Raw genomic sequence first — 20,346 nt, forward strand, 5'->3', positions numbered from 1 at the left:
CTAATTACTACGCAGCATAGTTTTTAGGGTGGATCAGACCGTGGTGGCTACCAGGCACACCGACGCAGAGACCACGGCCAGCCCGGCCAGCGCGGTGGCCATGGGCATGGTCACCGACAACGCTGCGGCAGTCGCGTACGACAGCCGCGGCCATCGGGTCCGCCAGCTGAGGTTCAGGGTGCGCAGCCGCAGCGTCGTCTCGTTGCTCAGCCCCAGGGTCCCGGCCGGCTGCGACAGTGTCGATGCGGACACCACGGTCAGCGCCGAGCACACGGTTGCTGTGCTGGTGGCGTGGGCAGCGTGCTGATCTGCGGTGAGTTCGACCAGAGTTTTGACCGCGGACGGGGCAGACGCGAACAAGGGGACGACCGGGAATACCGCAGCGAGGATGTCGCATGTGGTGACGATGAGGTGGTGACCGCCTCGCAGGTGCGCCCGTTCGTGGGCGAGCACCGCGTCGCGTTCACCCGTGGTCAGAAAATCCGACAACCCGTCCGTGGCGACGACGAACCCGGGCCGGCCGGCGACGCTGTAGGCCATCGGCATCGGGTGCGCTAGCCACATCACATCGTCGTCGCGGGAACGGGCGACGATGGCGACCACATCCCGGTGATAGGTGCGCAGACGGGCCTGTTCCCGGGCGTATCGCCGACCCAGAATCACGGCTCGGACCACCACGGCGAGCAATCCCAGAGCCCCGACTGCTGCCATGGTTTCGGTGATCCACGGCTGCACCGCATGGGACATGGCGGTAAAACATCGCACCACGGCTTCGACCGCGGCCTCAGCGGGCGCATGGTCGGGCCAGGCCAAGGTGACCACCGCCGAAGCCCCGAGGAACAGCGCCCCGCCCAGGCTGCCGAGCCAGGCTGCCAGCAGGACTCCCGGAGGCAGGGAGGTGCCGGCAAGCCGGGCGAGCATCCGCGGTGCGGCGATCGAGATCAGAGCAGCGCCCAGCAGCAGGACCAGGGCCAATGTCATTGGTCGGCGGTCCGGTTCGTCCTACCGCGGCGCAGGGCATCGTATTCGCGGTCACTGACCGTCTTGGCGAAATGCAGCAGCACTGCGCTGGGGTCGGCGCTGCTGTCGAGCAGCGCACGCAGCGCCTCGGAGGTCGCCTCTTCCCGGCTGCGGGAGGGCGAATAGAAGTACGCGCGGCTACGCTTTTCCCGTTGCACCCACCCCTTCTCGTACAGGTGGGTGACCACGGTCAAGATGGTGGTGTAGGCGAACTCTTTGCGTTCGCTGAGCCGATCGACGAGATCGTGCACCGACTGCGGATCCTCGGTCGACCACAGTTCGTTCATCACCTCGGCCTCGAGGCCCCCCAACCTATTCATGGCTCCCCTCGCAGACATTCACCGATCATCCCTTATCCATGCGCTACCTATGCGCGCGCATCCGGCGCGACCTGAACTCCTCGTGCGCTCAACCATGCCATGGGATCACCTTTACGACCGTCCGGCTCCCAGACCTCGTAGTGCAGATGCGGTCCGGTCGACTGCCCTCGATTGCCGACAGTGGCGATCTGCTCACCGGCACGCACACGCTGTCCCGCAGAGACCAAGGCCTGGTCGATGTGCCCGTACACCCCGATGGTGCCGTCGTCCTGCAGAACTCGCACCCACAGGCCGAAACCGGAAGCCGGCCCGGCCTCGAGTACCGTGCCGTCGGTCACCGAGACGATGGGGGTGCCGATCGTGTTGGCGATGTCGAGACCGTAGTGGGTGGTTCCCCATCGCGGCCCGACACTCGAGGTGAGCGTGCCACTGACAGGCATCAGCGTCTTCGGGCGCCGTGCCTCGGCCTCTCGCGCGAGCCGGCGCTCTTCGCGCAGCCGAGCCCGGTCGAGTTGGTCCGCGAAGTCCGCCAGAGTCGGTACCTGGGCCACCTGCAGCACCTGCGGCGCCTGCGAGAGCGATTCCGGCGGGGTCGACGGCTCCGGTGCGGTCTCGAATTCTTCGACGGCCGCGGGATGGACCGACGCGGCGTGGGCACTCGAGGTCGTGGCCGCAAACAATGCCCCGGCAGCCACCGACACTGCCAGGACACGTCCGCTGGCCCCTGCGCTCGTCCGGCGATGTGCGCCTGCGCTCCGGAGCGGGGCGGGCACGTCGGTCTCCGCCTGCTCTTCGGGGGACTCCCGGTTCTCGGCATCGAGACGTGCGTCCGAGTCCAGGACCGGCGGTGTCGGCGCAACGGACTCGATCGTCCTGCCCGCGTCGACGGTCTCGGTCGGCTCGGGACGACGCCAGGTCGGAGTATCACAGCGAAAGTGGCGGGGATCAGCGAGTTCGGGTTCTGGTCTACGGTGTCGGGCCAAGATGCATCCTCAGGAAGGCACCCGCTCGCGTGATAACGAAACGGTGACGGACATCGACACCGTACTACTATGTTGCATAGTTTCAATAACCGGTCGGTGTGCAATCCCCGTGGATGGTCATGATCTGGAACTATTCCGGCCGCGGCCGTCGGCGGCGCTCTCCGGATCAGACAAGCTGTGCAGCATGGCGTTGTAGGAGGCGAGTTCGTCGTCACCGGTGTGAGCGACCTGCTCGTCACGCCGACGTGCACGCCGCTGATCGGCAGAGCCCCACTGCACGATCGCGAGCACCGTCGCCAGCAGCAGCGGCAACTCACCGACACCCCACGCCAGGTTGCCCCCGAGCCGCTGATCGGCCGCCAGGTCGTCGAACCACCCCAGTCGCAGCGAATCGTAGAACTCGCCGGCAACCACGAAATCCGCCATGATCACGGCCACCAGGAAGAACGCATACCCGGCCAGCGCCGCTCCCGCCGCGGCCACCCGCACCACCGGCGCCGGCGGGCGGGGCACCGGATCGATGCCCACGATGCTCCAGAAGAACACCCCTCCCACCATCAGCAGCCACACATTGATCGACACATGCGCGGTGTGCGACCCGGCAAGTCCGTCGTACATCCCCCCGAGATACAGCACATAGAAGGTGCCCAGGAACACGGTCACCGTGACCGCCGGGTGAGTCATCCACCGCAGAGCGGTGCTGGTGAACAGCGCCCGCATCCAGTCGCGGGCGCCCGGAACTGCGCCGCCCGAGCAAGGCCGCACCGTCGCTGCCGCCAAGGTGAGCGGAGCTCCCAGTACCAGGCACAGCGGTACCACGATCGCCAGCGCCGCCGTCGCGGCGAGGTGCACACTGAATGCCGCTGGAGCGTAGCGCCCGACGCCCGACGAGGTGGCCACAAGCAGCACGACACAGCCGAGCAGCCAGGAGACGATCCGACCCACCGGCCAGTGCTTTCCCGAGGCACGCAGTCGGCGCACCCCCCACAAGTAGACCGCCGCCAGCACCACCGCAGCGGATCCCAGCAGTAGATCGAACCGCCATTCGGTCACCAAACGGGCCATCGTCGGCGCCCCGTCGAAGCCGTACCCCAGGACTTCCTCGACCAGGCTGGGTGCGCCGCGTTCACCCTGCGGCGGCGGCGTGCGACCCAATGCCACCCCGAGCCCGACCGTGACGGCCAGCACTGCCGACTCGATCAACGCCAACCGTACGAACGGGCCCCGATTCGACGGGTCGGCAGCCAGAGCAGTGACGGCCACCGTCCGCTGGCGCCACCCCAGCCACCCCACCACGGCGAATGCGAGCACCTTGGCCATCACCACGAATCCGTACGGGCCGGACAGCAGTTGCCCGATCGGAACTCGCACCAGGGCGTTGACCGTCCCCGAGGCGGCCATCACCACGAAGGCCACCGTCGCCATCGCGGAGAACCGGCGCGTGGCCACATCCAGGTGCCCACCTCCGCGCACAGCGTGCAGCACCAGCGCCGCCAATCCACCGACCCAGAGACCGGCCGCCACCAGATGCAACACCAGACTGTTAGTGGCCAGGTCATGCGATCCCCCTGCCGAGGAATGTCCGGTCAACGCACGGGGCATCAAGCTCAGCACCGCCATCACCAGCAGCACCGGCGTCCACCGATGCTGCAGCACGAGGCGAGATCCCAGCCCCACGACAGCGGCCAGACCGGCGGTCCACACCCACGCGGTGGCGACCTCGATTTGCCCCACCGCCTGTACGAACGGGAGCGGATCGGCGAACACGGTACTCAGCGGCTGGCCCGAGGTATCCGACAACGTCAGAGGAACGAGCGCCACCGCGGATCCGGCCCACAGCGCTGCAGCCGCTCCCGCAGTGCGCACCGCCCGGTATCCGTCGACATCGAGCACCCCGGACCGTTGCGGCGGTACCAGCACCGCCGCAACCAGCAGCGACCCGATCATCACCACCGCCGCCACTTCCCCTATCGCGGTGGCGGCCGGAAGGCCGTACCTCGTCAACACCCCGGGATCGGGCAGCCCGAGCAACCGCAGAACCTCACTGCTCGATACGGCCGCCAAGGCGGTCGCTACCAGCGCCGCCCCTACTGTCCAGCCGGTCATCACGCCGACTACAGCTCTCTTAGTGCCTGCCACGGAAAACCTCACTCGTCCGTTGTTCGCCCGTTCCCGCCGGCCGAACCTGCAGGCGCGTGCCTCGCCGCCGAAATACTATGAAAGATAGTTCATCGCTGATCCTCACCCCCTCAGGTGCATTGCATGCATAGATGCGCATATGACAATATTGTTCATGTCGTCAACGGAAAGGTGCCGCGATGAGCCACGGACACGGACATGGTATTTCCCCCGGCCAGGCCACCAGCGCCTCCGGTCGACACGTCCGACGACTGTGGATCGCCGTGGCCCTCGGACTGACGACCTTCGTGATCCAACTCGTCGTCGGGTTATCCACCTCGTCGCTGGCTTTGCTGTCCGACTCCGCGCATGTGTTCACCGACGTGTTCGGCATCTTGATGGCAGTTACGGCCATCACCGTCGCGCAACGCGCCCGCAGCCGACCGAACCGCACCTTCGGCCTGTACCGCACCGAGGTGTTCGCCGCCCTGCTCAACGCGCTCCTACTGTTCGGCGTCGCCCTCTGGATTCTCTACGAGGCCCTCCACCGGCTGTCCGAGCCGCCCGAGGTCCCCGGCCTTCCCGTCACCATCGTCGCTGTGGTCGGCCTGACCATGAACGTGATCTCGTTTCTTCTGCTGCGCGACGGGGCCAAGGAGAGCCTCAATGTGCGCGGGGCTTACCTGGAAGTCCTTGCCGACATGCTCGGCTCGGTGGGCGTGCTCGTCAGTGGTGTGGTGACCCTCGTGTTCGGCTGGCGGTATGCCGATCCGATCATCGGTGTCGCTATCGGGTTCTTTGTCCTGCCGCGGGCCTACAACCTCGGCCGACATGCAATCGGCATTCTGCTCCAGCAAGCACCGAAGAGTATCGACATCACCGAGGTCAACGCGGCACTCGATGCTCTTCCCGGAGTACACGAGTCCCACGACCTGCATGTCTGGACGCTTACCTCGGGAATGGAGGTGGCCTCCGCGCATCTGGTCACCGAGTCCGGCACCGACTCCACTGCGGTGCTCACAGCAGCACAAACTCTGTTGGCAGAACGCTTCCACCTCGAACATGCCACCTTGCAGGTCGAACCCCACGACGGCGAGGGCCGCTGCCACGAACTCTCCTGGTGACTTCCGCAGCCCCACCGAATGCATGACAGACCCAATCTGTCCCAGCATCGAATTCCGAGAATCGAACGGCTGGTAGGTCAGGATCACGGAGAGACCGGTCGGAGACTTCCACGGAAGACTTCCAGTGGCTGCCCTGTAGAGGGCTACCGCACTGATGAGGGCTGCAACTGTGCGGTGGTGAGCGATTCCAGGGCTGCGATTCCGACCGGTTCGCTGACGGCCAGCGGAATCACCGCGCACCGATCGGCGAGCTCACCCCCAACCGTGTCGATCTGCTCCAATTCGGCGACCGCCCGCTGCCGCAACAACGGCGCGGTCGGTTCTGCGGCGGCCAGAGAATTGTTGACCACCCACGCCCACGGCTCGATACCGGCGCGGCGCAAATCATCCTGCAGACCGGCGGCTTCGAGCACCGGGGTGGTCTCGGCAAGAGTGACCAGCACAATCTTGGTCTGCGCCGGGTCCTGTAGCCGCATCAGCGGTGTGGTGAAGTGCCCGCCGTTGCCCATCTGCCGGGCGATCTCCCGGTGATACGACCCGGTCGCATCGAGCAGCAATAACGTGTGGCCTGTGGGGGCGGTATCGACGACGACGAACTTGCGACGTGATTCGTGAATCACCTTCGAAAAGGCCTGGAACACCGCGACCTCCTCGGTGCACGGGGAGAGCAGGTCCTCGGCGAGAGTGGCGCGGCCGGCCTCATCGAGCCCGGCGCCCTTGGTAGCCAGCACCTGGTCTCGGTAGGTCTCGCTCGCCTCATGAGGGTCGATGCGGGACACCTCGAGGTGATCGAGCTCCCCGGCAAGGGTGTCGGTCAGATGCGCGGCGGGGTCGGTGGTGGTCAGATGCACATCGTGACCACGGCAGGCCAGGGCCACCGCGATCGCGGCGGCAACAGTGGTTTTGCCGACCCCGCCTTTGCCCATGCACATCACCAGTCCGGGCCCGTCGACCTCGATCGCATCGACCAGATCCGCTAACGGGGCGTCGGCGACGGCGGCAAGCCCCGGATCGGTGCCGGTGGTCATTGCGGTGGTGGTGGTGGTGTCGAACAGGGTGTTCAAGGCGTCGAGGCCGACCATGTTGACCGGCTTGAGTTCCACCAGATCGGTGGGCAGCGCGGCGATCGCGGCGCCGCGACCCGCCAGTGCGGCCTGTTCACGCTGGTACACGGCGGTAGCCAGCGGGTCGGTGTCGTCGGCCGGGTCGGGCAGCACGCCGTTGACGACCACATGCTGTCTCGTCATGCCGATCGCGGCGAGTTCGCTGTGGGTGCGGGCGATCTCGGCCAGAGCGGCGCGGTTCGCGCGTGCCACGAGCACCAGGCGGGTGCGGCCGGGGTCTGACAAGGCCTCGACCGCGCCGGCGTACATGGCTTTCTGCTTGTCGAGCCCGGCCAGCGGTCCGAGGCAGGACGCGTCGCCTTTGCCGTGGTCGAGGAATTCGGTCCAGTTACCGGGCAGTTGCAGCAGCCGGATGGTATGGCCGGTGGGGGCGGTGTCGAACAGCACGTGATCGAACCCGGCGACCCGGCCGTCGGGATCGGTAAGCAGAGAAGTGAATTCGTCGAACGACGCGACTTCGGTGGTGCACGAGCCGGACAACTGTTCGGTGATCGACGCGATCTCCGCTGCGGGCAACAATCCGCGGACGGGACCGACGATGCGTTCGCGGTAGGCGGCGGCGGCCTGCTCGGGGTCGATCTCGAGCGCGCAGAGCCCCGCCGCCGCGGGGACCTCGGTGATCGTGTTGCCGATGCTCAGACCGAAGACCTGCCCGACATTGGAGGCGGGGTCGGTCGAGACGAGCAGCACCTTCTTGCCTGCCCGGGCCAGGCGCACTGCCGACGCGCACGCGATGGAGGTCTTGCCGACCCCGCCTTTACCGGTGAAGAACACGAACCGGGGCGGGTCGGTCAGGAACGTCGGGTCGGCGACAGTCATGAAAGCGGGTACTCCTCGTAGAACGGGTCAACGGAAAGGTGCAGACCTATGGTCAGCAGCAGGTGGACTCGCCCGGTGTGCAGCAGGAGTCGTTGTCGTCGGCGAGCCCGAGCATGGTCACGCCGGACGGCGGCGCGGCGGGCACCTCGAGGCCGGCCCAGGTGGCGAGTTCGGTGCGAGTCGGGTAGCGGCCGGTAGCGACGGTGACGTCGTCGACGAGCACGAGCGGCAGCCCATCCGATCCGGCGAGTTCGAGGAATTTCTTGACCGTCTCGTTGTGGGCGAACGAGAGTGGGTCGTTGGCCAGGTTGTGGCGGGTGATGGTGGCGCCCTGCTCGGTCAGCGCGGCCATGTCGGCGGTGAAGGTGACCAGGTTCTGGTCGAGGTCCTCGCCGCACACGCCGGTGTTGCAGCACAGGGCCGGTTCGAAGACTGCGATGGTGCTCATAGGTATCAGGTATTCCTTCAGTGCTCGAGGGCGAACAGAGTTTCCGGGACGAACTCGGTTATCGGGCGTCGGCGTCGGACAGCAGCCGGGTAGCGAGCTCCTCGACGCGGACGGCGATGTCATCGCGCACCAGGCGCATCCGCTCGATGCCGTCGATGCCACGCTCGGACGGCTCATCGGTGTCCCAGTTCTCGACGACCACCCCGGTGGGCGCGTCGACGCGGGCTTCGCCGCCGAGGGTGACCACCAGGTCGACCTCGCCGAGCAGCTGCGGATCGATCGGCTTGGGATACTCACCGTCCACGGGTGCCCCGATCTCCTCGAGGACCTGCATCGACAGAGCATTGAGGGACGAGCCGGGTACGGTGCCGGCCGAATGAACGGCGACGCGGTCGCCGGCGGCCTGGCGCGTGAGGGCGGCAGCCATCTGGGACTTGCCGCCGTTCTTCACACACACGAACAGCACCGAAGCAGCGGGCACGAGGGTGATCCTTTCCGACGAACTCGGATTGACGCTTGAATAGATACGAGTCAATATAGACGCATGTCGAATCAGATGTCGAGCGGGGCCGAGCCGTGCTGCCCGCCCCTCTCGCGTGAGCCGCTCACCTCGGATTGGGCCACCGACCTGGCCCGCATGTTCAAGGCATTGGGAGATCCGGTCCGCCTGCGCATGCTCAGCATGATCGCCAGCCACCAGGGCGGCGAGAGCTGTGTGTGCGACATCAGCCCCGCCTTCGACCTGTCGCAGCCGACCATCTCGCATCACCTCAAGGTGCTGCGCGAAGCCGGTCTACTCGACTGCGAACGCCGCGGCACTTGGGTGTACTACCGGGTGCTCCCTACTGCCCTGGAACAACTGTCCGCGGTACTCGCCACCGAATCCGGGGTCCTGCCCGCATCGGCTTGCACCCCGACCGCCGCACTCGCGGAGACTCTCTCGTGACCACCACGACCGACAACCGGTCTGTCGCCGGCAAGATGTCGGTCCTCGACCGGTTCTTGGCCGTGTGGATCGGCATCGCCATGGTCGCCGGTCTGCTGCTCGGCCGCCTCATCCCCGGGCTCGGCGACGCACTGAGCATCATCGAGATCGACAACATCTCCCTGCCGATTGCGCTCGGTCTGTTGATCATGATGTACCCGGTGCTCGCGAAGGTGCGCTACGACCGCCTCGACACCGTCACCGGCGATCGCAAGCTGCTGATCTCGTCGCTGATCCTCAACTGGGTGCTCGGCCCGGCTCTGATGTTCACCCTCGCCTGGCTGCTCCTGCCCGACCTGCCCGAATACCGCACCGGCCTGATCATCGTCGGCCTCGCCCGCTGCATCGCGATGGTCATCATCTGGAACGACCTCGCGTGCGGCGACCGCGAAGCCGCCGCCGTGCTGGTCGCGATCAACTCCGTCTTCCAGGTCATCATGTTCGCCGTCCTCGGCTGGTTCTACCTGTCGATCCTGCCGGGCTGGCTCGGACTCGAACAGACCACCCTCGATGTCTCACCGTGGCAGATCGCGAAATCGGTGCTGATCTTCCTCGGCATCCCTCTGGTCGCCGGCTTCTTGACCCGCCACTTCGGCGAAAAAGCCAAAGGCCGCCAGTGGTATGAGGACACGTTCCTGCCGAAGATCGGACCGTGGGCGCTCTACGGGTTGCTGTTCACCATCGTGATCCTGTTCGCCCTGCAGGGTGAGCAGATCACCTCACAGCCGTGGGACGTCGTACGCATTGCGTTGCCGCTGCTCGCGTACTTCATCCTCATGTGGGGCGGCGGATTCCTGTTCGGTGCGGCGGTCGGGCTCGGTTACGAGCGCACCACCACACTGGCGTTCACCGCCGCCGGAAACAACTTCGAGCTCGCCATCGCCGTCGCGATCGGCACTTTCGGTGTCACCTCCGGTCAGGCGTTGGCCGGGGTGGTCGGTCCGCTGATCGAGGTACCTGTCCTCGTTGCCCTGATCTACGTCTCGCTCGCTCTGCGGAAGCGTTTCACCGGTTCGTCTGCCCCCGCTGTGTCGTAAGGATCGATCACGTCAGGAGATGTCGATGTCCGAGCACGCTGCTCAGCCGGAACTACTGATGCCTCAGGCGGTGCTGCACCGCAGCGCCGAGCATCTCGCCGAGAAGTACGCTGGGGTGTTCTCGGCGCAGACCGTCGAGCGGATGGTGTTCGAGTCGTATGCGGCGCTGCGGCGCACCGCCAAGATCCACACTCACCTGCCCTCGCTGGCCACCCGCTTCGCGGGCGAACGCCTCACTGCTTTGGCGCAGGCCGAAGGGGCCGTGCCGAAGGATGTGCCGGAGGTGCTGTTCGTGTGCGTGCGCAACAGCGGACGCTCGCAGATGGCCGCGGCACTGCTGGCTCATCACGGCGCGGGGCGGGTGCACGTGCGCTCCGCCGGATCGGCTCCTGCGGCGACGATTCATCCTGTCGTGGTCGAGGCGATGGCCGAGATCGGGCTCAATCTCGGCGGCGAATATCCCAAACCCCTGACCGACGATGTGGTGGCAGCCGCCGATGTGGTGATCACCATGGGGTGCGGCGACGCGTGCGCGGTGTATCCGGGTAAGCGCTACCTCGACTGGTCGTTGCTCGATCCGAACGACGAGTCGCTCGAGACGGTACGCGCCGTCCGCGACGATATCGACACTCGCGTGCGGGTGCTGCTCGCCGAACTCGACCCCGTCTCTGCCTGAGTTCCCTTCGAAAGGACGTCTGTTTTCATGACCACTGCTTCCTCGACCAACCGCACACCCTCGGTGTTGTTCGTGTGTGTGCACAACGCCGGCCGTTCCCAGATGGCCGCGGGATTCCTCACCGCGCTGGCCGGCGACCGGGTCGAGGTCCGTTCCGCGGGCTCCGCTCCGGCCGAGCAGGTCAACCCGGCCGCCGTCGAGGCGATGGCCGAGGTGGGTGTCGACATCTCCGCGCAGAACCCGAAGATCCTCACCGTCGATGCGGTGCAGGCCTCCGATGTGGTGATCACCATGGGGTGCGGCGACACGTGCCCGGTGTTTCCGGGCAAGTCGTATCGGGATTGGGTGCTCGAGGATCCGGCCGGGCAAGGGGTCGAGGCGGTGCGTCCGATCCGCGACGAGATCAAAGCCAAGGTCGAGGCGCTGATCGCCGAGCTCGTTCCCGACGGCGCCCACGCCTGACAGAGGTGGTCCGTCGGCGCCGACGACAACAAACATGGCGGAGGCGTTCAGTCCCCCAGTCGAGGGCCCGCACTCGGAGGTCGTGAGTCCACGGATTGAGATGTGCCGGATACGGCAACACCGAAGCAGGCTCCGAGGTCAGACTGCAATGACGGGCAGTTCGATCGTAAAGCGTGCCCCACGGCCCGGCCCGTCACTGTGTGCTCGGATGCGCCCGTGGTGGGCTTCGACGAGGGCACGGGTGATGGTCAGGCCGATACCGCTGCCGCCGTGTCGGCGATCACGGGCAGTATCGGCGCGGTAGAAGCGATCGAAGAGGTGGTCGAGGTGCTCAGGAGCAATGCCCTCACCGGTGTCGGCCACCGTGATCTCCACCCGATCGCGGTTCGCTCGTCTGCTGGTGACCGTGACCGTGCCGCCACAAGCGGTGTGGCGCAGGGCATTGTCGAGCAGGTTGCCCAGGACCTGCCCGAGCCGGTCGGGATCGACCGACACGACCATCGAGTCGGTGATCCGGCTGTGCAGTGCGACGCCTTTGCTCTCGTACCGTTCGCGCACCGCATCGACCGCGGCGGTGACCAGGGCGCCGGTGGTGGTGGGCACCGGCCGGATGCGGGTGAGGTGTTCTTCGGCGCGCGAGACCGCGGTGATGTCCTGGGCGAGACGACCCAGCCGGTGGGTGGCGGCGCGGAGGATCTGTCGGGTGTCGTCGTCGAGGGTGCGGACGCCGTCGTCGAGGGCTTCGAGGTAGGAGTCGAGGGTAGCGATCGGGGTGCGCATCTCGTGGCCGAGATCGGCGAGCATCCGGCGGCGGGTGGCCTCGGTGGCCTCGAGGCGGCGGGCGAGTTCGTTGACGGTCAGGGCAAGGTCGTCGAATTCGCGGCCGAGACCGGGGCTGGACACGCGAGTGTCGTACCGGCCGCCGGCGATCCGGGCGGTCGAGGTGGTCACCGCGGTCAACGAGCGTTGAACACGGCGGGTGATATACCAGCTCACCGCCAACGCCAGCAGCACCGCGACCGCGACCGCCAGACCCCACGCCAGGACGATCGCCCAGGCGAACGCCTCTTCAACATGGGCGGCCTGACTCGAGTTGTGGTCGATGCCGGCCTGACCGAGGTGATCATGGAAGATGCCGGGCGCGAGGGCGGAAGCGACGAGCCAGGCGCTGACGGCGCAGCCGACCACCACCACGGTCAAGGCGAGGAACAGCCGGGTGCCGAAACTCGACCCGGCCAGTGCCCGCCGTACCGACCCTCGTGGAGCGGGGCTCTGGGGATTCATGCTCCGGTGCCCATCCGGTAGCCCACACCGCGGACGGTGCGCACGTAGCGGCCGCGGACGACATCGTCGCCGAGTTTGCGGCGCAGATGACCGATGTGCACGTCGACCAGGTGGTCGTCGCCGGTCCAGCTCGGCCCCCACACCGCCTCGATCAACTGGGCACGGGTCAGCACAACACCGGGATCGCGGGCCAGGGCGGCCAGGACGTCGAATTCGGTGCGGGTCAAGGACACCGGCAGCCCGGCGACGGTGACTTCCCGTCCGTCCACATCGATGACCAGGTCCCCGACGCTGCGGATCAGGCCGGGGGCGGCCTCGGCCGGTGCGGCGATACCGGTGCGGGGACGGCGCAGCATGGCCTGGATGCGGGCCATCAATTCGCGGGGGCTGAACGGTTTGCTCATGTAGTCATCCGCGCCCACGGACAACCCGATGAGGGTATCGATTTCTTCGGTGCGGGCGGTGAGCATCACGACATAAGCGTCGGAGAAGGTCCGCAGTTGCCGGCACACCTCAACCCCGTCCAGATGAGGCAGCCCCAGATCGAGGACCACGACATCGGGGTCGACCTGCCGGGCGAGGGTGACGGCGTCGGCGCCGTCACCGGTAATCGCGGTCTCGAACCCGTCGCGTTCGAGATACGAGCCGATCAGGTTCGCCAACGGTGCCTCGTCCTCGACGACCATCGCCCGCAACCCGGTCGACGGGCGCGGCGGCGCCGCAGGATCGCTGGTCGCGGTGGGAGTGCGAGCGGAGGAGTCCATGGTGTCCATCTTCACCAGCGGGCACCACTGTCGACGATGCCGTGGGGCTTCTTGAGCAAATCTTCATACGACCTCCACAGGAATCCAGGGGTAGGCACACCAGGCTGAAGGCACGAACCGGAGAAAGGAGGCGACCATGATGGGCTGGGCAGGTGAGCTGACCTGGACCGGATGGATCGTCATGGCCGTGTGCATGTTCGCATTCTGGGCGGTGGTGATCTATCTGGTGGCCATGATGTTCCGCACCGACCGCGCAAACGGGCCTGGCCGCACCAGCCCGGAGTCCGATCCGCTGCGGCTGCTCGAGGCGCGGTTCGCCCGCGGTGACATCGACTCCGAGGAATTCGTGGCCCGTCGCCGGCTGCTGATGCACCCCGGCGACACCACGTCGGTCGAGCACCGGCGGGGGCAGGTTCATGACTGAACTCGGCCGTCGATCCTTCCTTCTCGGATCAATACTTGCCGGAGCCGGAGTCCTGATGGCCTGTTCCGGGTCGGGCTCACCGACCGGCGCCCCCGTGCAGCCCTCGTCGACTGCGGTGCGCCGTCTCGAGCAACAACGCCGTCGCCCGGGTCAGCAGATGGTCTCGGCGCGGTTGACGCCGCGTCCGGTCGAGGTGGACCTCGGCGGGCGCATCGTCTCGACCTGGGGATACGACGACACTCTTCCTGGTCCGCTGGTGCGTGCCCGCGCCGGGGATCTGCTGCGGGTGGACGTGGACAACCAGCTGCCGGCGCAGACGAGTGTGCATTGGCATGGGCTGGCGTTGAGCAACGACATGGACGGAGTGCCCGGGCTGACCCAGGACCCGATCGCCGCCGGGGCGCGGTTCGCCTACGAGTTCACCGTCCCGGATCCGGGCACGTACTTCTACCACTCGCATTCGGGATTGCAGCTCGATCGCGGCCTCTACGGCGCCCTGATCATCGACGATCCGAATGAGCCCGGCGACTATGACCACGAGTGGATCGTGGTGCTCGACGACTGGCTCGACGGCACCGGCCGCACCCCCGACGATGTGGCCCGCGACCTCGGCATCGGCGCCACCGGCGAGAGTGGCGACGCCTCGATGGGCGGGATGGACCACGGCGCCATGGGCGGTATGGGCGGGATGGATATGGGGGCGGAGACGATGCTCTCCCCGCTGCTCGGCGGCGCCGGGGACGTGAGCTATCCGCTTTTCCTGGTCGGCGGACGGGTCCCGGAGGATCCGATGGTCTTGACCGCGACACCCGGGCAGCGGGCACGGATCCGGTTCATCAACGCCGGCGCGGACACCGCGTTCCGCGTCGCGCTCGGTGGGCACCGGATGACCGTGACCCACACCGACGGCTTCCCCGTCGTGCCGCACGACACCGATGCGCTGCTGCTCGGCATGGGTGAGCGTGTCGATGTGCTCGTCACCCTCGGCGACGGCGTCTTCCCCCTGTTCGCGCAGGCCGAAGGCAAGACCGGGCACGGGCAGGCGCTGGTGCGCACCGCCACCGGCGCGCTGCCCGCACAGACCCGCCCGGGCGAGCTGGACCGGCAGGTGCTGCTCGGCACCGACCTCGCGCCCCGGGACTATGTGCGCCTGGCTGAGAAGGAACACGATGTGTATCACAGCGTGGACATGGGAGGGACCATGTCGCCGTACCGGTGGACCCTCAACGGCCGCGCCCACCCCGACATCCCGCCGCTGAACGTGGCCGAAGGGCAGCGGGTGCGCATGCGGATGCGGAACATGTCGGACATGTTCCACCCGATGCACCTGCACGGCCACACCTTCGCGCTCACCGACACCGGCCTGCGCAAGGACACCGTCACGATCGGGCCGATGCGCACCGTGGAGATCGAATTCGACACCGACAACCCGGGCCAGTGGGCGCTGCACTGCCACAACGCGTATCACCAGGAAGCCGGAATGATGACCACCGTGTCCTACCTGGCCTAGTCCGGGGTGCGCCGGCTGCGGGGATACCCCGTCGTTGGTTCACCTGGGCTCTGACCGTTCGAGGAAAGGATCCACTCATGAACAAGAAGACTCTCGCCGTCGGCGCCATGGCGCTCGCGGTGGTGTTCACCGCAGCCGCGTGCAGCGACTCCGACACCGGCACCACCGCCGCCACATCGAGCGCCACCACCTCGGCCACCACCTCCGCCGCCGACGACACGGCACCGCACAATCAATCCGATGTGATGTTCGCGCGCATGATGATCCCGCACCATGCCCAGGCGATCGAGATGAGCGACATGCTCCTCGCCAAAGAAGGTATCCCCGAGGAGGTGACCGCCCTGGCCGAACAGATCAAGGCCGCCCAAGGCCCGGAGATCGATGAGATGAACTCCTGGCTCGAACAGTGGGGCGAACCGCAGATGCCGGGTGGCATGCCCGGGCCGGGGCACAACATGCCCGGAATGACCTCCATGCCCATGACCTCTATGCCCGGTATGGGCCGCGGCATGCCCGATTCGGACGACATGCCCGGTATGGGTGGCATGGGCGGCATGGGCGGCATGATGAGCGCGCAGGATATGCAGGCTCTGTCCGACGCGCAGGGCACCGAGGCCACCCGTCTGTTCCTGACCCACATGATCACCCACCACGAAGGGGCGATCGACATGGCCGAAGCCGTGATCCGAGACGGGCAGTACCCCGACGCCGTCGAGATGGCCCGCACCATCGTCGAGACCCAGCAGCGGGAGATCGAGACCATGCGCCAGTTGCTGACCACCCTGTAACCGGTACCACCCGGTTTCCACTCGGCCCGCCACCCCAGGAGGCTTTGCGATGTCGCACCCGCAGCACGGACACCCCCACCCGGACCCGGCGCCCGCCGGACACGTTCACGGCGCCGAGGTCCAGAGCCCGCCCCCCGACGAGCATGATGCTCACGCCGGGCCGGGTGAGCACACCGGGCACGATGGTCACGATCGGCATGCCGGGCACGGGGCACACGGAGAAATGTTCCGCCGCCGGTTCTGGGTGTCGCTGGTGCTGTCGATACCGGTGGTGTTCTTCAGTCACATGGTCGCCGACCTGCTCGGCTACACCATGCCGAATTTCCCTGGGGCCATATGGATTCCCCCGGTGCTGGGCACGGTGATCTTCGTTTACGGCGGCATGCCGTTCCTCACCGGCGGCTGGGCCGAACTCCGCTCACGCCGGCCCGGGATGATGCTGCTGATCGCCATGGCGATCAGCGTCGCGTTCCTCGCCTCGTGGGTCACCACTTTGGGTCTCGGCGGGTTCAACCTGGACTTCTGGTGGGAACTGGCCCTGCTGATCGTGATCATGCTGCTCGGGCATTGGCTCGAGATGCGTGCCCTCGGCTCGGCCTCCGGCGCCCTCGACGCGCTCGCCGCGATGCTGCCGGACACCGCCGAGAAAATCACCGAGACCGGCACCACCGACGTGCCCTTGTCGGAACTGGCGCTCGGGGATCTGGTGCTCGTGCGCGCCGGAGCCCGGGTGCCCGCCGACGGCACCGTCACCGACGGCCGCGCCGAGGTCGACGAATCGATGATCACCGGCGAATCCAAGGCGGTCACCCGCGAAGTGGGTGACACGGTGGTCGCCGGCACCGTCGCGACCGACAGCGCCCTGCGGGTGCGCATCACCGCGGTCGGCGAGAACACCGCCCTGGCCGGCATCCAGCGGATGGTCGCCGACGCGCAGGCCTCCTCGTCCCGTGCCCAGGCGCTGGCGGACAAGGCCGCGGCGTTCCTGTTCTACTTCGCCACCATCGCCGGCGTCCTCACCTTCGCGGTCTGGACGCTGCTCGTCGGTAACGTCGACGAAGCGGTGGTGCGCACCGTCACCGTGCTCGTCATCGCCTGCCCCCACGCTCTCGGATTGGCGATCCCTTTGGTGATCGCGATTTCCACCGAACGCGCCGCCAAATCGGGGGTGCTGGTCAAGGACCGGCTCTCGCTCGAACGCATGCGCACCGTCGATGTGGTGCTGTTCGACAAGACCGGCACCTTGACCCAGGGTCGGCATCAGGTCACCGGTGTGGTCGCCACGGCCGGCACCTCCGAAGAAGACCTGTTGGCGCTCGCTGCGGCGGTCGAGGCCGACAGCGAGCACCCCGTTGCCCGAGCCATCGTCGCCGCTGCGGAAACTCGGGTCCCGGCCGCCGCGCAGGTCACCGCCACCGACTTTCGGTCCTTGCCCGGCCGCGGGGTCCGCGCGCTCGTCGACGACACCGAGGTGACGGTCGGCGGACCGGCCATGCTGGCCGACCGGCACCTGTCGGTGCCCGAGGACATCACCGCGGTCACTGCCGGATGGGTCCGGCGCGGGGCCTCGGTACTGCATCTGGCCCACGGGGACCGGGTGCTCGGTGCCGTCGCGCTCGAAGATGCCGTGCGCGAAGAATCCCGTCAGGCCATCGATGCGCTGCACGCCCGCAAGGTGAAGGTTGCGATGATCACCGGGGACGCGCGGCAGGTCGCCGACGCCGTGGCCGCCGACCTCGGGATCGACGAAGTGTTCGCCGAAGTCCTGCCCGAACACAAGGACGCCAAGGTCACCGAACTGCAGAACCGCGGTCACACGGTGGCGATGGTCGGCGACGGGGTCAACGACGCGCCGGCGTTGGCTCGCGCCGATGTCGGTGTGGCGATCGGTGCCGGCACCGACGTGGCCATCGAGTCCGCCGGGGTCGTGCTCGCAGCCAACGATCCGCGGGCGGTGCTGTCGATCATCGAACTGTCGCATGCCAGCTACCGGAAGATGTGGCAGAACCTGGTGTGGGCCACCGGCTACAACATCATCGCCGTGCCCCTGGCGGCCGGCGTGCTCGCCTTCGCCGGGGTCGCGATCTCGCCCGCGGTCGCCGCGATCCTCATGTCCGTCTCGACCATCGTCGTGGCGCTCAACGCCCAGCTGTTGCGTCGCCTCGACCTCGACCCCACCCACCTGGCTCGCACCTGAGCCGGCACCCGATCGATCCGAAACGAGTTTCTGCTTCTCATGTGGAGTTTTCCCCTGCGCCGGTGGGCGCGTGTCCTGGTGCCTGTTGCTGCTGTGATTGTGCTTGCCGGTTGTGCGAGCGGCGAGCAACCCGCAGTATCAGCGGGTTCGACTTCGTCCGCCGTGGCATCGGAGGTGCCCGGCACAGCATTGGAACCGGCACTCGACCATCTGCACGGTCTGCACCTCGATGCGAACGGGGTGGTGCTGGCCGGCACCCACACCGGCCTCGTCGAGATCGCCGACAGCGGGCGCACCACCCGCGTCGGCGTCTCCGACGACGACTTCATGGGACTGACCGGGGCGCCGGGCACCGACCGTCTGTTCGCCTCCGGGCATCCGGGGGCGTCGAGTTCGGCGCCGAATCCGTTGGGGCTGATCGACAGCACTGATGGCGGCCACACCTGGATACCCAAATCCTTGAGCGGCGAGGTGGATTTTCACGCCTTGGCCACCGACGGTGAGTTGCTGGTCGGCTTCGACGGCGTGACCGGATTGCTGATCTCCACCGACGGTGGCAGCAGCTGGACCGCGGGCGCTCCGGTGGCTGCGGCCGCGCTCGCCGTCACCGAGGCCGGGGTGTGGGCGACGACTACCGCCGGGTTGCAGCACAGTATCGACGGCGGGCTCACCTTCGCCGTGGTGCCGGACGCCCCACCGCTGGCGTTGCTGTCCGCGGCGCCGGATGGCTCGTTGTGGGGCATCGACACCGCTGGCACCGCGTGGCGTAGCCGCACCGGCCAGAGCTGGGAGCCACGCGCGGTGGTCGGGCCGGTCGAGGCAGTGCTCGCCGTCGACTTCGACACCGCCTACGCCGCGACCGCCCAGATGCTCTATCCGCTGAACTGACCCCGGAGGAGCATGCTCACTCCGCGACGGTGAACCCTCGAGTCGACTCGAAGGTCAAGCCGATGCCGGATCCCTACCGGTGTTCGGCCTGCCGCAACGCGAGGATCAGATCGGCGGTGCTCGGGACATCCTCGAGCCCGTCGGCGGTGCGGTAGACGCGGCAGGTCAACCCGACGCCCTCGGTGGGAGCGAACGGGTCGATCCCGTCGATGCGGATCGTCGGGGATCCGGGGAAGGCGACGCGCTCGGCGGCCTCCGGGGTCTCGATACGGCGCAGCCGGATCGGGGTACCGGCGTTGCCGGTCGCGGCCAGGGCCTCGGCGAGGCGGTCTCGGGCCTCCTCCCAGTTCGGGCAGCCGTCGAAGTACAGCAGTTCGATGTCCATCTCCACCCGAGTCGCTCTCATTGATTTTCGGTGGCGGGAACGGTCTCGGAGCGGCGTTCGAGCAGCACCGTGTCGCGCCAGATGCCGTCGAGCCGGCCGATGCGTTCGCGCACCCCCACGGTGCGGAAACCCGCCGAATGGTGCAGCGCCAGGCTGGCCCGGTTCTCCGGGAAAATCGAGGTCTGCAGCGTCCACAATCCGGCCTGATCGGCGGCGATGACCTGGGCGCGCAGCAGGGCCTTGCCGACGCCGCGCCCGCGCATCCCGTCGCCGACATACACCGAATTCTCGGCCACCCCGCGATAGCACTCGCGGTGCGACACCGGGCTCAACGCCGCCCAGCCGACGACCTGACCGTCGATCTCGGCGACCCAGCGATGCTCGGGCAACCACTGGCTCTCGAGATGGTCGCGGCTGGGGACCTCGGTGGTGAACGTCGCGGCACCGGTGGCGATGCCCTCGGCGTAGATGCGGCGCACCGCCTCCCAGTCACCGCCTGCAAGTGGGCGCACGGCCACGTCGGCCGGGACGTCCTCGGGGCAGCACGGGCGGGCGGTGAGCACCCCCATGACCGCATCGGCGGCACTGGGCAGATCGCTGCAGCAACTCGGGTTGACCCGCACCACGGTGCTGGTGCCGTGTTTGCCGGTGGTGACGAAGCCGACGTCGGCGAGTTTGCGGACGTGATGGGAGATGGTGGGCTGGCCGATCCCGAGCTTGTCGGCGAGCTCGCCGACGGTGATGCCGGACGGATGGGCGGCGACGTGGTGCAGCAGCCGCACCCGGGTGGGTTCGGCCAGGCAGGCGAACCATCCGGCGTAGGTGGCCGCGTCCTGCGGGCTCAGGGCGTCGAGGTCCACCTCCGCGCCGGGGGGCGCCGTGAGCGGTAGGCCGAGTGCTGTCATACCCTCACTATATCGATCGACATCGATGGTTGCATACATCGACGACCATCGATACTCTGACAGCAGCTTAGATCGATACCCATCG

21 protein-coding genes are annotated in these 20,346 nt (G+C 67.5%); 10 read left to right on the forward strand and 11 right to left on the reverse strand.

Annotation, left to right across the window (positions count from 1 at the left end; all coding sequences use genetic code 11):
* Window positions 1–33 precede the first annotated feature (33 nt).
* From ACSYG9_RS28270 to ACSYG9_RS28285, 4 genes are all read right to left on the reverse strand, one after another.
* Window positions 34–981: a M48 family metalloprotease gene (locus tag ACSYG9_RS28270; protein WP_440127898.1), complete on the reverse strand. Its 948-nt coding sequence runs from the start codon at window positions 979–981 to the stop codon at window positions 34–36.
* The gene (locus tag ACSYG9_RS28275) at window positions 978–1,340 is read right to left on the reverse strand and encodes a BlaI/MecI/CopY family transcriptional regulator (protein WP_378563611.1); all 363 of its coding nucleotides are present in this window, start codon (window positions 1,338–1,340) and stop codon (window positions 978–980) included. The genes ACSYG9_RS28270 and ACSYG9_RS28275 overlap by 4 nt, the downstream gene beginning before the upstream one ends.
* Before the next feature lie 47 nt (window positions 1,341–1,387).
* Complete coding sequence (locus tag ACSYG9_RS28280) at window positions 1,388–2,323, reverse strand: peptidoglycan DD-metalloendopeptidase family protein (protein ID WP_440127897.1); 936 nt, start codon at window positions 2,321–2,323, stop codon at window positions 1,388–1,390.
* Window positions 2,324–2,440: 117 nt separating this feature from the next.
* A complete protein-coding gene (locus ACSYG9_RS28285; RefSeq protein WP_378563605.1) occupies window positions 2,441–4,429 on the reverse strand; it encodes a cytochrome c oxidase assembly protein in 1,989 nt (662 codons plus the stop codon).
* 212 nt (window positions 4,430–4,641) lie between these two features.
* On the opposite strand from ACSYG9_RS28285, the gene ACSYG9_RS28290 reads away from it, so the two are divergent.
* Window positions 4,642–5,565 carry a cation diffusion facilitator family transporter gene (locus tag ACSYG9_RS28290; RefSeq protein ID WP_378563602.1) on the forward strand — a complete coding sequence of 308 codons (924 nt, stop codon included), beginning with the start codon at window positions 4,642–4,644 and terminating at the stop codon, window positions 5,563–5,565.
* Between the two features lie 143 nt (window positions 5,566–5,708).
* On the opposite strand, the gene arsA is transcribed toward ACSYG9_RS28290, so the two are convergent.
* The 3 genes from arsA to ACSYG9_RS28305 are packed head-to-tail and all read right to left on the reverse strand — an operon-like array spanning window position 5,709 to window position 8,437.
* Window positions 5,709–7,508, reverse strand: coding sequence for an arsenical pump-driving ATPase (gene arsA, locus ACSYG9_RS28295; RefSeq protein WP_440127896.1), 1,800 nt, complete (start codon window positions 7,506–7,508; stop codon window positions 5,709–5,711).
* Between the two features lie 52 nt (window positions 7,509–7,560).
* Window positions 7,561–7,956: an arsenite efflux transporter metallochaperone ArsD gene (gene arsD, locus ACSYG9_RS28300; RefSeq protein ID WP_440127895.1), complete on the reverse strand. Its 396-nt coding sequence runs from the start codon at window positions 7,954–7,956 to the stop codon at window positions 7,561–7,563.
* Between the two features lie 58 nt (window positions 7,957–8,014).
* Window positions 8,015–8,437, reverse strand: coding sequence for an arsenate reductase/protein-tyrosine-phosphatase family protein (locus tag ACSYG9_RS28305; RefSeq protein WP_440127894.1), 423 nt, complete (start codon window positions 8,435–8,437; stop codon window positions 8,015–8,017).
* Between the two features lie 63 nt (window positions 8,438–8,500).
* Between ACSYG9_RS28305 and ACSYG9_RS28310 the strand changes: the two genes are divergently transcribed.
* From ACSYG9_RS28310 to ACSYG9_RS28325, 4 genes are read left to right on the forward strand one after another with little or no spacing between them, the layout of a single operon-like run.
* Window positions 8,501–8,902, forward strand: a complete 402-nt coding sequence (locus ACSYG9_RS28310; RefSeq protein WP_054719241.1) for an ArsR/SmtB family transcription factor — start codon at window positions 8,501–8,503, stop codon at window positions 8,900–8,902.
* Window positions 8,903–8,937: 35 nt separating this feature from the next.
* The gene (gene arsB, locus ACSYG9_RS28315; protein WP_440127921.1) at window positions 8,938–9,978 is read left to right on the forward strand and encodes an ACR3 family arsenite efflux transporter; all 1,041 of its coding nucleotides are present in this window, start codon (window positions 8,938–8,940) and stop codon (window positions 9,976–9,978) included.
* Between the two features lie 25 nt (window positions 9,979–10,003).
* Window positions 10,004–10,654, forward strand: a complete 651-nt coding sequence (locus tag ACSYG9_RS28320) for an arsenate reductase/protein-tyrosine-phosphatase family protein (protein WP_440127893.1) — start codon at window positions 10,004–10,006, stop codon at window positions 10,652–10,654.
* A 27-nt stretch (window positions 10,655–10,681) separates the two neighbouring features.
* Window positions 10,682–11,116: an arsenate reductase/protein-tyrosine-phosphatase family protein gene (locus tag ACSYG9_RS28325; RefSeq protein WP_440127892.1), complete on the forward strand. Its 435-nt coding sequence runs from the start codon at window positions 10,682–10,684 to the stop codon at window positions 11,114–11,116.
* Between the two features lie 138 nt (window positions 11,117–11,254).
* On the opposite strand, the gene ACSYG9_RS28330 is transcribed toward ACSYG9_RS28325, so the two are convergent.
* Complete coding sequence (locus ACSYG9_RS28330) at window positions 11,255–12,400, reverse strand: sensor histidine kinase (RefSeq protein ID WP_064063741.1); 1,146 nt, start codon at window positions 12,398–12,400, stop codon at window positions 11,255–11,257.
* Window positions 12,397–13,173 (reverse strand): response regulator transcription factor, encoded by a 777-nt coding sequence (locus ACSYG9_RS28335; RefSeq protein ID WP_084421683.1) that lies wholly within the window; start codon window positions 13,171–13,173, stop codon window positions 12,397–12,399. Before ACSYG9_RS28335 ends, ACSYG9_RS28330 begins: the two co-directional genes overlap by 4 nt.
* A gap of 127 nt (window positions 13,174–13,300) precedes the next feature.
* Here ACSYG9_RS28335 and ACSYG9_RS28340 point away from each other — a divergent pair, with 127 nt between their 5' ends.
* From ACSYG9_RS28340 to ACSYG9_RS28360, 5 genes are all read left to right on the forward strand, one after another.
* Window positions 13,301–13,588 carry an SHOCT domain-containing protein gene (locus ACSYG9_RS28340; protein ID WP_064063740.1) on the forward strand — a complete coding sequence of 96 codons (288 nt, stop codon included), beginning with the start codon at window positions 13,301–13,303 and terminating at the stop codon, window positions 13,586–13,588.
* On the forward strand, window positions 13,581–15,098 hold the full coding sequence (locus ACSYG9_RS28345; protein ID WP_064063739.1) for a multicopper oxidase family protein: 1,518 nt from the start codon (window positions 13,581–13,583) through the stop codon (window positions 15,096–15,098). Before ACSYG9_RS28340 ends, ACSYG9_RS28345 begins: the two co-directional genes overlap by 8 nt.
* A 77-nt stretch (window positions 15,099–15,175) precedes the next feature.
* Window positions 15,176–15,886, forward strand: coding sequence for a DUF305 domain-containing protein (locus ACSYG9_RS28350; RefSeq protein WP_064063738.1), 711 nt, complete (start codon window positions 15,176–15,178; stop codon window positions 15,884–15,886).
* 49 nt (window positions 15,887–15,935) lie between these two features.
* The gene (locus ACSYG9_RS28355) at window positions 15,936–18,083 is read left to right on the forward strand and encodes a copper-translocating P-type ATPase (RefSeq protein WP_193904056.1); all 2,148 of its coding nucleotides are present in this window, start codon (window positions 15,936–15,938) and stop codon (window positions 18,081–18,083) included.
* A gap of 39 nt (window positions 18,084–18,122) precedes the next feature.
* Complete coding sequence (locus tag ACSYG9_RS28360) at window positions 18,123–18,971, forward strand: F510_1955 family glycosylhydrolase (RefSeq protein ID WP_193904055.1); 849 nt, start codon at window positions 18,123–18,125, stop codon at window positions 18,969–18,971.
* Between the two features lie 73 nt (window positions 18,972–19,044).
* On the opposite strand, the gene ACSYG9_RS28365 is transcribed toward ACSYG9_RS28360, so the two are convergent.
* Together ACSYG9_RS28365 and ACSYG9_RS28370 are read right to left on the reverse strand one after the other, a co-directional pair.
* A complete protein-coding gene (locus tag ACSYG9_RS28365) occupies window positions 19,045–19,377 on the reverse strand; it encodes a DF family (seleno)protein (protein WP_229582201.1) in 333 nt (110 codons plus the stop codon).
* Window positions 19,374–20,261, reverse strand: coding sequence for a helix-turn-helix domain-containing GNAT family N-acetyltransferase (locus ACSYG9_RS28370; RefSeq protein WP_193904054.1), 888 nt, complete (start codon window positions 20,259–20,261; stop codon window positions 19,374–19,376). Before ACSYG9_RS28370 ends, ACSYG9_RS28365 begins: the two co-directional genes overlap by 4 nt.
* Between the last annotated feature and the right edge of the window lie 85 nt (window positions 20,262–20,346).

The sequence above is a fragment of the Rhodococcus sp. SJ-2 genome (assembly GCF_053750035.1).